The organism is Paraburkholderia hiiakae (assembly GCF_904848665.1).
In the GTDB taxonomy this organism is placed as follows: domain Bacteria; phylum Pseudomonadota; class Gammaproteobacteria; order Burkholderiales; family Burkholderiaceae; genus Paraburkholderia; species Paraburkholderia hiiakae.
Map to the genome: position 1 here is coordinate 253,083 of NZ_CAJHCQ010000010.1, position 12,060 is coordinate 265,142.

The following is a 12,060-nucleotide window of genomic DNA, read 5'->3' on the forward strand; positions in this document are numbered from 1 at the left end:
CGCACGAGGTTCCTCGTTGGCTACTGGCTCCCCAGGAACTTCGCCTGGATCACCCTGCGAGTTGACTTGCACGCGTTTCGGAGAGGTCTCGATATTATAGTTGCCTTATCAACTACAATGAGATTACCCCGCGGGGCAAAACAACCGCTACAGCGCGCTCGCAGAGTTCGCCATAGGCGTTACGCTGTACACGCTCGGGAGAGCGAAGCTCAAATTAGGACTTGCAATCCGGCGAATCGAGCGGCACGAGAAATACGCGGACAGCGCACGCGTGACTCAAAAAATCCCCAGGGCAATCCCCGCCGCAAGCCCCGCGCCAAGCTCGGCGCAACGTGCAAGATCGTCAGCGCCAATGGTCTTGGGCGCGAGGATGCGCTCGGGCGTCTGCGCATGCGTGCATACAATGACGCCCTCTGCCACCGCCTTCAACCGCCAGCCCGTTGCAATGCGATCGATCTGGCGCAGCGCGTTCTGCCCGTCACTGCCCGCGCAGATCATGACCGCATAAGGTCGACCGTTTACACGGTCGAGCGCCGCGTAGTAGCTGCGGTCGAAGAAGTCCTTCATCAGCCCGGACATGGCCGCGAGATTCTCCGGCGTCGCGAAGAGATAGCCATCGGCGGCGAGCACATCGTCCGGCTGCGTTTCGTCCGCAAGCTGGAGTCTGACCGTGACTCCCGATTGCTCGCGCGCAGCGGCGGCCGCTGCCTCGGCCATTTGCCGTGTGCCCCCCGTCATCGTGTGATAGACGATCAGCAGCGTCTTCATGCGTCTTTGTCCCGTAGGTTCATGATGAGTCTGCCGACGTGCCGGAGCGGAGCGCCGCATCGTTTCGATGATACCGCACCGACAGCCATGCCATTCCGCTGCCGGAGAGCAGCACTGTCCGGACCGTCCCAGTGTGCTGATGACCTAACACCAGTCCACCGCCGACAAAGCGAGCTGGCGTGGTCGGGCATTGTCGGCGTTCTTGCTTTACGGCGCCCGGAATCTGCTTCCATGCTCGACGCGGTCTGTTGAATGATCAGATCGAAGACAGATAATTTGCACTCCGACTAAACATTGATCATAAAGCCTATAGTAACTTTCGTAGTACTACGAGTGATAGATTAGCCATGACTGGACGTAGACAGGACGTGTCACCGCCTCTGTGCTCAAGCGCTTGTTGACGCCGCTGCGGCCAATCGCCCAAAACATCAGCAGTGGCTGCCTCCAGCCGCTTATCGGCCATCCCGTGGCGGAGAGGCGGTACTGCCCACATATCGTAGGAAACCACTGTTGAGGTGGATCGCGTCAAGACCGGGGTTTCGTTCGAGCAAACGTCTGCCGCAACCTGCGCGTGACGGGTTGCTCCTCGGCCAGCAAGGTTCTTTTCGTTCGCCGGAGCCCGAAGGTGAGGTTTTCCTCAAGATCATGGTCAGCGCAGCAGGCGCAGTTTCCCGTCCGGATCGCGCGCAACACGGGAGCACCAATGCACTGGGCCACCCTGCGCTGTAGACCAGTCTTCGTCGAGACAATATCGACCGTCATCCGAAATCGACCACCGTGCCTGGGCTTTCCGCACTCCCTGTTTCGACCCGGGACCTGGCAGTCGGCTAACTGTCGCGGTTCCGTCCGCGTCATTAGTCCATTCACGAATGCCACCATTTTGCCCGATCCGACTCATGGTCGCTCCCGGCACCATGGAAAGTGCCTCCTCGCGCGTGAGCGCCACGTCCTCATCCGCCAACGCACTGACCTGAATAAGGCAACCGGTCAACAACACGATCAATGCTCGCATGCTCCCTCCCACATTTCTTTTGCTTCACACGCGTAAGAATTCGGGAAACGCTTCGGCAGAACTGCGCGGACTCATCGGCCGGCGGCCAAGTCTAGTTCAGTATGTCGACAAAGGGATCCCAACGGGTGCTCATGACTTTCGCCTGGCATGCGCCCGTTTTCGTGTCCGAAGACTGTCGTCAAATGTAGTGGCGATTTTCTCGACACCCGTTCCGAATTGACCGATCCGCGCCACGACGATACCAGTGGATATCGAGAGCGAGCACCAACTCCGCGCGGTGATCGGCGAGGTCGAGGACTTCAATACGCGGGCCGAGTCCAAGCTCTCTTCGCTCGATGACTTGCTGGCCGAAGCATAAAATCAATGTTCGGAAACATCGATAAAATGCGATATTGACTGAACTCCGACCGCGCGCTTGCTAACTGAGGAGTTTAGCGGCCGTTCGCACGATTTCCGCGACGAACACTTTGACCATTGGATGGTTGCGTTCGCCGCGGCGATAAGCGACGTAGATTTTTCGGCGAAGCTCCGGCCTCAGCTTTACCCATGCGACGCCCGGAGGTAAGCGTAGCCTCCTGAGTCCAGGGACGATTGACACAGAGCAGCCGGAGGCCACCATCGCTTCGATCATCTCCGATCCACGGCATATGGCGTTGGTCCGAGGCTCGTACCCGGCGCGGCGGCACAAGTCGGCTACGAAGCTGCCAAAGGGTCCACCGGTCGATTCGATCGCCCAGGTTTCGTCCTTGAGATCGGCCAGGCTGAGCGACGGCTTTTTGCTCAGCGGATGGTCAGTCGACAGTGTCACGTACCAGACATCCTCGGCCAGCGGCACAATCGCGATGTTTTCCCGATTCTCGCCCGCCACGATTGAGAGATCGTCAATCAAGGCGATGTCCGTTCTCCAGGACCGCAGTGCCGCGACTCCATCAATTGCCTCCAATTCTTCGATTCCGATCGCCAGACGCGGATACGCGTGCTGCAGCGTCTTGACCGTGTCAGGTAGGACAACCGAGGCGATCGACTGAAACGCGGCAACGCGCAGCTCGCCGGCGATCTCACGCCGAAGCTCTGCCATTTCCGAGCGAGCTTCGTCCAGCACAACCATCAGCCGCTCGGCGTAGCCCACCAGTGCGTGGCCCGCGGGTGTAAGCCTGACCCTGCGGCCGATGCGCTCCGTGAGCGTGACGCCCGCCTCATCTTCAAGTTGTGCGATCTGCTGAGAAACCGCTGAGGGCGTAAGGAACAGAGCTTCGGCGGCAGCGGCAATCGTGCCACACCGCGCCAGCTCCAGGAGTGCCCGCATTCGACCGAGCTCCAAGGCAGGTACCTCCTGAAAGAACAGATTGATTCCACAGAATTGCTAATGTATTACGTAAAAAATGATAAGTATACGTAAGCATACTGGCCGCCTAAGATTGAATCGTCGAACAGCGCAATAGAACGGCCGCAACGCACATGCGTAGTGTCGAGTTCGACCAGCGTCACTGGTGAACAACTTTCTGGAGATTATTATGTTTGCCTTCCTCCTTACACGGGTTAGCCGCTGGTTCGAGCGCGCTGAACGAAGCCGCAATGACGAGTACCTTGCAGGCGCTCGAGACATTGCCGAGCTCGAACACCGGATGCGCTCGCTGGAAAGCGGCCGCTAGCTGATGTCAGGCTTGCGCGAAATCTTTTGGTTGGCTGGCGCGCTTACCCTCGATGCTCCCACACGCGCCTTGAGAGCGATCCTCGGGCGCTGACTGCGAAGGTAGCGGAGCACGATTTCACTGGACTACGCTTGGCGATAGGCTGACGCGCCGGCCCGCGGTCCGATGTCGGCCCGATCTCTGTCCGGATGACCAGGATCAATCGTTACAATGCCTCGACGAGTTCCCTTCGACAGCATCGAATGCGAAATATCCTGACCTCCTTTTTCTGGAGCGGCGACGCCATCCGCAGTCGACGCGTAAGTGACATCGTTTTATCCGGAACGCTCGATCTGCCGGCGCCTTCTGCGGCCGTGCTTGCGGATTGGCAAAGAGAGACGGCGGTGCGGCTCGCCCTGGAACCTGGGGATGTCGAGGCGATGCATCTGGCGCGCACGCAAATGCGCTGGCCGGACTACAGGCGCTGCATTCAGGCCATGTCCGCCTGGACGGGCGCCCTTGGACTGCCCGCCGCGGTGCTTGCAGATAGCGACATGGCGCTGATGGCCTGTCGTGGCGCGAGGTATCACCACGATGGCGACCAATACGGCGATACCGCTTTCTGCAATCTCTTCCTGAGTGAAGACAAGGGTCTGGACTTGCACTTTCCCTTTACGGGCCAACGCATTCCCCTCAAGCGGGGAACAGCCGTGATTTTCGATCCGGTTCAGCCCCACGGCGTCATTCAGCGCGGCAGCGACAGTTTTTCTGCGGCCGAATTCGCCCCGGACCAGGACTTCGACCAGATTTTCCTGACGTGGGAACTTCCCATCGAAGACGCCGATATTGGAAGCGCGCTAAAGGTCATCTTCGATATCGCCCCCTCAACGTCGCAGCATCTCGAGAAAGAGCAGGTCTGGTTCAACGGTTCACCCGCCGCCGTCTGCCCGGAATCTGGTCGCTGGCTCCCCGTTAGCTGATATCGACGTCACGGCCAGTGTTGACGGCGGCCTGCAGATCGTGCCTCTACCGGTTTCGCTCGCGCAAAGCCACACACGCTTTTCCGTCGAGTCCCTGCTTCGGCTGATAGTCAACCTGAAGGCGCCGCGCGAGCAGCGCCTCTCCCTTCGCGGCGGATCAGAGACGTCCTGATGTGACGAAAATGTGCGCCGCGTGGATGGCATGTTCATTGTCACCGTCCAAGAAGCTAAACACGAAAAATATTCGCAATCCTTATTTAAAGTTAGATCATTTAAGGACTGGCGCGGAGGCTTCTCGGCGTGTGACGCCGCGCTCAGCAGATTCCAATTCCCCGAATTGGCGAACAGCGGCTAAACGTCGACGATTCCTGCCGATGACACATGGTTAATCGCATTGAGGCAGCCCTCTCAAAGCGACAGGCCGAGGCACAGAATTCCCGCCCATCAACTCTCTTTCCATCTGCGCGCCATTGGATTTCAGTCCCGAAGGCTGATAACCCTGTCAAAGCCTTATCCGTATTGGGCTTGGAGGTTCGGTAGATTAATGATCCACCATCTGGCCCACCACAATTTCGTGGTTTTACCCGATACCATTTGGACGCTGGCGGTAAGTATCAATGATGGGTAGGGTTCCGCTTTGTGACCACGCAACCGCATGACCCACAGCGCAGTCGCCTTGCTCGGAACGTTATGCCCGTTCGTTCCGACCCGGGTGGGATTCTCATTGTTGCCGCTCAGGCCGGCCCGATATGGGATGGGTCGATGTGGCGAATTCCGGCCTAGTTCGGCTCCCGACTCGCCGCGACTCCTACTGTCCGCACTTTCTCACTTTGGGATTCCGTCCGGAGTTCGCCGACACTCCATTACCGCTCGCACTGCGACACACTGGGCACGCCACCCGGCAATAGCAGTCATTCTGCCCGGAATGTTCACGGCTAAACTGATTGCGAACGGGCGCTTGGTTGAAACGGTTCAAATTTGACTCTCCCGATTACGTGGGCAACGCACAACTCGACGCATCCGGTGCAGTCAATCTGGTTCAATGAACTAGCCGGCGGTTATGGCGTTTCCCGAGCGTTAGTGCCGCGTCGTCTTCGGGCCAAATCCTGGCAAAACGACGCGCGGCAGTTTGGTCCACAAGGTCGATGAAATGCTCTATAAAAGGGTGCAGGCTTGGTCGAATTCGAGGCGCGGCGCACGCGCAAACAGCTTTGATTTGTCGCCGTACCCGAGATTGCAAAGGAAGTTCGACTTAATATGCCCTTCAGGAAAGAATTCCTGGCTGGAGTTCGGCTCGCTTGTTCCGGCACCAAAGAACTCCTCGTCGACTTTCGCGTTGTCGAAGCCAGACATCGGTCCGCAATCTAGTCCTAACGCACGTGCAGCCAGAATCATGTAGGCGCCTTGCAAACTGGAGTTGCGTTTCGCAGTAGCGTCGACTAGTTCCGGTGCATTGGCGAAGAGATCACGCATGCCAGGATCGTGCGGGGATAGCTGTGGCAACTTCTCGTAGAACTTCAGGTCGTGAGCGATGATGGCCGTCACCGGGGCACTCATCGTCTTGTCCACGTTCCCAGGTGCGAGTGCCGGCAACAGCCTCTCCTTAGCCGCCTTGGTGCGTAGGAAAAGGACCCGTGCGGGATTTCCGTTGGCGCTGGTGGGAGCCCATCTCATCAGGTTGTAAACCTGGCGCAAGGTCTCGTCCGACACCGGTTCGTTCAGCCACGCTCTGTACGAACGTGCCTCACGAAAAAGAATATCGAGCCCAACATCCTCTATAGCGTTTCTCATAAATTCTCCCAAAGCAGAAGACCGCGACTGACTCGCACGACGTGCTTGCTCACGCGGCCACAATCAAACAGCTCACTCCATCACGACAATCCTTTTGTCGCGCTGCTATCCACCGCCAGTGCCAGTGGGGTGGCAGCGGTCAGCCTTTTCATTCCGCTTTGTCTACTTGTCGCGTCACTCTCGGCTTACGATCGGATGCCCGGTCGCAGTTTCCCTTGCGATCACCGAGCGTAAACGACCTGGAAGTCTTTCTTTCGTCTTTGCAGAATGCTCTACCCGTACATCTTGCGCGTATCTACTCTCTATGAGGGCGCCGACAGTCCCAAGCCATCGTGGTTACGCAGCACTTACCGCCTACGGCCTCAAGCAACGCGGCGGAACACGACGCCGCTACCCTCTATGTTCGCCGACGTGGGGAGCGCTTCCATTGAGCCCCCTCGGCGGCGAAAGAGAGTCATTCCGTTCTACAAGGAAGCACTCAATGAAACGCACATCCGTGGCCGAGAATGAAGAACACTTTGAAAGATCAACGAACCATCGTCTGATAATAGATTGGCAGCGAAATCATGCATATGTCCTGAATTGCAATGCAACTTTGCGCTCGCTAGAACGCCGAGCGAAGGCAAGAAAGAATGTCCGAAGTACTGAACCATGTGCGCACGGCGGATTTAAACCCGACGCCCCTGCAACAAGTGATGAAGGGTACTGCGTGAACGCTGTGGCCCCTTACTGAGTGTGGATTGGGGGGACGGCGGCATGTGGAGCGCTTCGTCCATCCCGGCGGGCTGTTCATAGTGATTTGCACCCACGCCGTAGAGTCCTGTGGACACCAACACGTCGACGCGCAGCCCGCTCCGTCGCGACGGATCAAAACTTCTGTTGCAGACCCACCATGACGCCAAGCTGATCCATGCCGGCCCCGACAGTGCCTCCGGCTGCAACGGCGTTGGCGGCCAGCGCGCTGTTGAACATGTACCCGACCGACGTGTACACCGTGGTGCGCGGCGATAGCAGGTAATTCACACGTCCGACCAGCAGCGTCGAGCTTGCATCGTTCTTCCCCGCTGCCCCTCGCTGCAGGTAACGCACGCCCTCAGCATCGAAGAAAAGCGCTGGCGTGGCATAGTACGTCGCCCCCGCAAAGAAAATGTCGTACTGCAAATGGGTCGCGGCCGCCAGGTTGTTTCTGATCCAGCCGACACCGATTTTGGTCGATCCGAAAATCACGTAACCGTCGACGATATTGTGCGTATCGGTGTACGCGCTGTTGTTGAGCGGTGGCGAAGCACCCGCGCCACCGCGTGCCACGTCGTAAGAGGCGGCCACGCCAAAGCTCGCTGAATCGTACGCGAGCATCGCGGTGTATTGCCGGCACGCTATGAAGTTGCCCGCCACCTGACCTGGGCAATTGGTCGCCGCCGGTCCCGCAGGACCCGCTGCGTCACGGCCAAAACTGTATGTGCCGCCGAGAGTGAAGCCATGGAATTTGCCGAGATAGCCAACCGCATTATCGCTGCGCGAGTTCGGTATATATGGATCAAAACTGGCCATCGAATGAATCGAAGGACCGATCACATCCGCGTTCGTCAGCGCGTACATCGTCATGTTCATCTGCCGGCCGAGAGTGACCGAGCCATAGTTGCTGCTTACGCCGACGTTCGCTTGCCGACCGAAGAGGCGGCCGCCGTAGTTCAACTCCCCGGTGCCCGGTTGAAAGCCGCTCTCCAGGACGAAGAATGTCTTGTAGCCCCCACCAAGGTCTTCGGTGCCCTTTATGCCCCAACGCGACGGCACTTCACCGGTCAGAAAAGGCATCCCAACCGATGATCCGCCACTGGCTGTTGCATGGTTGTAGTACGACACCCCGGCGTCGACGATCCCATATAGCGTGACGCTGCTTTGGGCGTATGCGACCCCTGACGCCGCGACGAGCAACGCCGCGCTCCATTGAGTTTTCATGACGATCAAATCTCCATTTTTGTGGCGCAATCTCTTGTTCTGGACGGCTTGGGGGAAACGCAAATCTTTGTGTTATCGTATTTAATTAGTAATGCGAATCTTTGTAGCGTCAGGAACGTGCGAAAACGGACCTGAATCTGTCTCCTCCTGACGCCTGTGTACGGCGGAGTTCAAGACGTCGGCCGTGCGACGAATGCGGGACCGGCAACGTACGATCGCCGGGTCCCGCGAGCGGGTCCCTCAGCTGTCTGTTCGGGTGGCGTCGGCAGCCCTGAACATGGTCTCGAGCGTACCAATGCGTTCGATCCAGACTTCGATTTCGTCGCCGGGCTCGATAAACTGCTTATGTGGCATGCCGACACCAGCCGGCGTGCCGGACAGGATCACGTCGCCCGGATATAGCATCACGCGGCTGCTCAGGAAGGCGATCTGTTCAGCCACGCTAAAGATCATTTCCGCTGTACTCGAGTCCTGACGCACTTCGCCGTTGCGCCACAGACGAATCTTCAGTGACTGCACATCCGGAATGTCTTCCGCCGGCGTGATCCAGGGTCCTAGCGGACAACTGCCCTCCCAGCATTTCTGGGAGATCCAGTCGAAGTGGAACGGTGAATGCACGCCGATGTAGTCGCGGACGAATACATCCCGTAGCGAGAGATCGTTTGCCACGGTGTACCCCGCAACATACGACAGTGCATCCTCGACTCCGACGTTGCGTGCTGGACGGCCGATGACCACCGCGAGCTCGGCTTCCCAATCAACGTTGCGACTGTACGGCGGCAAGGTCACCTGCTCGCCGGTACCCGTGACCACCGAACACGCGGGTGCCTTGATGAAATGCCACGGCGCCCCCGACACCGTGTGCGGATCGGGCGACGGCGGCATGTTGAACGCGCGGTCCATTTCGGCAACGTGGTCATAGTAATTTGCACCCGCGCCGTAGATGGTTCGCGGTAGCAGCGGTGCCAGCAGCTTTACCTCATCGAGCGCGAGGCCCGGCAACGGCGACTTCGAAGTCGCAACGCGTACCGCCGCCTCGCGCAACAGAGGGCCGAAGCTGTCCCACCGTTCGATCAGGTCAGTGACCGTCTGCTCACGCATTTCAAGCTGAAGCAGTTCGCCCAGTTGCGGGCCATACGGATAGACACGTTCGTCAATCAACAGGCCCGCACGTGTTCGACCTTCGTCGTCATAACTCAGTAGATGATAGTGGCCGTTCATGTCGGATTGTCCTGGCCTTAGAAGCGATCGCCGAAATCGAAAACATCGTCGTGCTGGAAGCCCTCGTAGTACTGGAACTCCCACCAGTTGTAGTCGAGGTCCTGAAGATAGAACGAGTACACGCCGTGTTGCAGCGTCGTCTCGGTGATCTGCCGAATCTTGTATTGATCCTTGTATTCGTGCGCTGCGCGATGCGCCGCGTCGACTTCTTCCCGGGTGCGTACGTCCAGTCCCCAGTGGGTCAGGAACGAGACGTCGTGAATCTTGTCGCCCACTTCGACGCAGAACACGTGGAACTTCAGGCCCAGCCGGAACGCAAACGCAGGCGCCGCATGGCGCACGGTTTCAAGGCCGAGGAACTCCTCGTAGAAGCGACGCGTTTCGGTAATGTCGCGGCACTCCAGCGTGCCGTGGCCAAGCACATACGGCTGATTGATCGCGCGGCTGTTTTTCAACGGCACAACGGCGTCGTCAGGGATTTCAAGCGTCATGGGATGTCTCCATTGTGTCAGGTGCAGTTGGTGTATCGATCTGCGACTGGGTGGCTCTACGCTGCGGTCTCGGCCTGTGTCAGGAACGCATCGGCGTGGAAGGCCGCTGGGGGAAGCCCGCACGTGCGCGTGAAGTCTTCCCGTGCTGCGTTGACCATCGCTGGCGCGCCGCACGCATAGACCTCATATCCCGAAAGATCCGGAAAGTCCTCGACCACCGCCTGATGAACCCAGCCCGTGCGCCCGGTCCAGTCGCAATCCAATCCCGGTTCGGACAGCACCGGCACGAAATGGACGTTCGGATGATCCCCCGCCCATTTGTGCGGGAGATCGGAGAGATACAGGTCGCGCCGCCGTCGGCCACCCCAGTAGATGTGGAATTCGCGAGCGCTCCCGCGTTGCAGTGCATACTCGACGATGGCCTTTACAGGCGCGAAGCCGGTTCCGCCCGCGAGCAGAATGACGGGCTTCTCGGTCGCCTCTCGCAGGAAGAACGCGCCGAACGGCCCTTCGAAGCGAAGCATCTGCCGGGGTGCAAGCTCCGAAAATACCTGTTCGGTAAAGCGACCACCCGGGTGATGGCGGATGTGCAACTCGATATGCGTCAGCGACACCGGATCGGGCGGCACGGCAATCGAGTAGCTGCGGCGCACGCCGTCCGGCAGCAGCATGTCGATATACTGACCGGCGCGGAAGAAGAAGTTCTCGTTCAGCGGCAGGCGCAATCTCAGTACGGCAACATCAGGCGCGGGCCTCGTGATGTCCGTCACCCGGCAGGGGAAAGTCGAAGCCCTGACGACATCGAGGCCGGTTAACTCCTCCACCTCGATGGTCAAATCGGAAAGCGGCTTCGCCGAGCATAGCAATGCGTAGCCGTCCTCCCGCTCCCCGGGTGGCAGGGCTCGCTCGAGTACGTGTCCGTGCTCGACCCGCCCCTCGACGACGCGCCCCTTGCACGCGCTGCAAGCGCCCGAGCGGCAGCTATAAGGAACGAAAAGACCGGCCTTCATGGCTGCGGCCAGCACCGTTTCCCCGTCCTCGACGACATAGCGATTTCCGCTTGGCTTCAATATGACTTCATAACTCACTTTCATTTCTCCATTCCCGAGCCCAGCCTCCAACCCACTACCCTTCACGTTTCGAATCCGCCACCGGTGCCTGAAGGCTGTTTTCCAGGCAAACGAATCTGAATCACTGCCGCGATGCGCCATTCCGCTCAGCGCCGGCATCGTCTCCGTGTTTCCATGCGTCTGAATTCACGCTTCGCGTTTGCCAGCAGTTTCCGCACGCACTCCCGCGTGTTCCGCGCTTTACGCATTCGTGTTACCCATCTGGCTCACACCGGTTCGGCAACGATCCGATTTTCAATCGCCCCGATCCCTTCAATTTCGGCCCGCATCACATCGCCCACTTTCAGGTACACGGGCGGGCTCATCGCGACGCCCACGCCCGACGGTGTCCCCGTCGCCAGGAGATCGCCCGGTTCGAGCGTAAAGGCCGTGGACAGGTGAGCGATCTGGTCGTGAATGTTGTGGATCATCGAATCCGTCACATCGTCCTGACGCAGCTCGCCGTTCACCCACAACTGCAAACGCAGGGCGAGTGGGTCACCGATTTCGTCGGGCGTGACGATCCATGGACCGGTGGGTCCACAGGTATCGAACGACTTGCCAATCGTCATGGTCTGGGTGGCGAGCTGCCAGTCGCGCACCGACACGTCATTGCAAACCATATAGCCCGCGATCACCGAACTCGCTGCGTCGCGGCTCACGTGCCTGCAGCGTTGACCGATCACCACGCACAGTTCGACTTCGTAATCGAGCTGGTTCGATACTGCCGGCAGATGTACATCGCCGAACGGACCGTTGATACAGGACACCTGCTTGTTGAACCAGACCTGGGTCGGTGGTGTCTGCACGCCGACACTGGCTGCCTCTGCCACGTGTTTGCGATAGTTCATACCGATGGCGAGAAACTTCGACGGGTTGGGCAGCGGCGCGAGCAGCGTGACCTCCGACAACGCGACGGCATGCTTGCCGCGTACGGCACGCGCACGCGTCATTGCGTCCGGACCGGCTTGCAACAACGCCATCATGGTGGGCGGCAAGTCCGGATCATTCCGCGGCAGGTCAATGACCTGGTCGCCTTCCACCTTGCCGATCGAGACGGTGCCCTGATGCTGATAAGTAACGAGTTTCATGAGTGTC

10 protein-coding genes are annotated in these 12,060 nt (G+C 59.0%); 2 read left to right on the forward strand and 8 right to left on the reverse strand.

Features of this window, described 5'->3' with window-relative positions:
• Positions 1–276: 276 nt before the first annotated feature.
• Positions 277–768, reverse strand: coding sequence for a flavodoxin family protein (locus tag JMY28_RS20585; protein WP_201697742.1), 492 nt, complete (start codon positions 766–768; stop codon positions 277–279).
• A 1,430-nt stretch (positions 769–2,198) separates the two neighbouring features.
• The gene (locus JMY28_RS20590) at positions 2,199–3,086 is read right to left on the reverse strand and encodes a LysR family transcriptional regulator (protein ID WP_236596957.1); all 888 of its coding nucleotides are present in this window, start codon (positions 3,084–3,086) and stop codon (positions 2,199–2,201) included.
• A 208-nt stretch (positions 3,087–3,294) separates the two neighbouring features.
• Between JMY28_RS20590 and JMY28_RS20595 the strand changes: the two genes are divergently transcribed.
• Entirely contained in the window at positions 3,295–3,432 is a 138-nt protein-coding gene (locus JMY28_RS20595) for a DUF3563 family protein (RefSeq protein WP_201697784.1), read from the forward strand.
• 242 nt (positions 3,433–3,674) lie between these two features.
• On the forward strand, positions 3,675–4,391 hold the full coding sequence (locus JMY28_RS20600; protein WP_201697744.1) for a hypothetical protein: 717 nt from the start codon (positions 3,675–3,677) through the stop codon (positions 4,389–4,391).
• A 1,155-nt stretch (positions 4,392–5,546) separates the two neighbouring features.
• Here JMY28_RS20600 and JMY28_RS20605 read toward each other — a convergent pair.
• The 6 genes from JMY28_RS20605 to JMY28_RS20630 all read right to left on the reverse strand — a co-directional run bounded on the left by JMY28_RS20605 (position 5,547) and on the right by JMY28_RS20630 (position 12,053).
• Positions 5,547–6,182 carry a malonic semialdehyde reductase gene (locus JMY28_RS20605; protein WP_201697745.1) on the reverse strand — a complete coding sequence of 212 codons (636 nt, stop codon included), beginning with the start codon at positions 6,180–6,182 and terminating at the stop codon, positions 5,547–5,549.
• Positions 6,183–7,049: 867 nt separating this feature from the next.
• Positions 7,050–8,141: a porin gene (locus tag JMY28_RS20610; protein ID WP_201697746.1), complete on the reverse strand. Its 1,092-nt coding sequence runs from the start codon at positions 8,139–8,141 to the stop codon at positions 7,050–7,052.
• Positions 8,142–8,381: 240 nt separating this feature from the next.
• The gene (locus tag JMY28_RS20615; protein ID WP_201697747.1) at positions 8,382–9,362 is read right to left on the reverse strand and encodes a fumarylacetoacetate hydrolase family protein; all 981 of its coding nucleotides are present in this window, start codon (positions 9,360–9,362) and stop codon (positions 8,382–8,384) included.
• A 17-nt stretch (positions 9,363–9,379) separates the two neighbouring features.
• Positions 9,380–9,853 (reverse strand): VOC family protein, encoded by a 474-nt coding sequence (locus tag JMY28_RS20620; RefSeq protein ID WP_201697748.1) that lies wholly within the window; start codon positions 9,851–9,853, stop codon positions 9,380–9,382.
• A 56-nt stretch (positions 9,854–9,909) separates the two neighbouring features.
• Entirely contained in the window at positions 9,910–10,941 is a 1,032-nt protein-coding gene (locus JMY28_RS20625; RefSeq protein ID WP_201697785.1) for a CDP-6-deoxy-delta-3,4-glucoseen reductase, read from the reverse strand.
• Between the two features lie 248 nt (positions 10,942–11,189).
• A complete protein-coding gene (locus tag JMY28_RS20630; RefSeq protein ID WP_201697749.1) occupies positions 11,190–12,053 on the reverse strand; it encodes a fumarylacetoacetate hydrolase family protein in 864 nt (287 codons plus the stop codon).
• Between the last annotated feature and the right edge of the window lie 7 nt (positions 12,054–12,060).

Excerpts from the sequence above, each read along its gene's own strand:
- JMY28_RS20585 (WP_201697742.1), bottom strand. The coding sequence starts at position 768 with ATGAAGACGCTGCTGATCGTCTATCACACGATGACGGGGGGCACACGG.
- JMY28_RS20595 (WP_201697784.1), top strand. The coding sequence starts at position 3,295 with ATGTTTGCCTTCCTCCTTACACGGGTTAGCCGCTGGTTCGAGCGCGCT.
- JMY28_RS20630 (WP_201697749.1), bottom strand. The coding sequence starts at position 12,053 with ATGAAACTCGTTACTTATCAGCATCAGGGCACCGTCTCGATCGGCAAG.
- JMY28_RS20615 (WP_201697747.1), bottom strand. The coding sequence starts at position 9,362 with ATGAACGGCCACTATCATCTACTGAGTTATGACGACGAAGGTCGAACA.
- JMY28_RS20600 (WP_201697744.1), top strand. The coding sequence starts at position 3,675 with ATGCGAAATATCCTGACCTCCTTTTTCTGGAGCGGCGACGCCATCCGC.
- JMY28_RS20590 (WP_236596957.1), bottom strand. The coding sequence starts at position 3,086 with ATGCGGGCACTCCTGGAGCTGGCGCGGTGTGGCACGATTGCCGCTGCC.
- JMY28_RS20610 (WP_201697746.1), bottom strand. The coding sequence starts at position 8,141 with ATGAAAACTCAATGGAGCGCGGCGTTGCTCGTCGCGGCGTCAGGGGTC.
- JMY28_RS20620 (WP_201697748.1), bottom strand. The coding sequence starts at position 9,853 with ATGACGCTTGAAATCCCTGACGACGCCGTTGTGCCGTTGAAAAACAGC.
- JMY28_RS20605 (WP_201697745.1), bottom strand. The coding sequence starts at position 6,182 with ATGAGAAACGCTATAGAGGATGTTGGGCTCGATATTCTTTTTCGTGAG.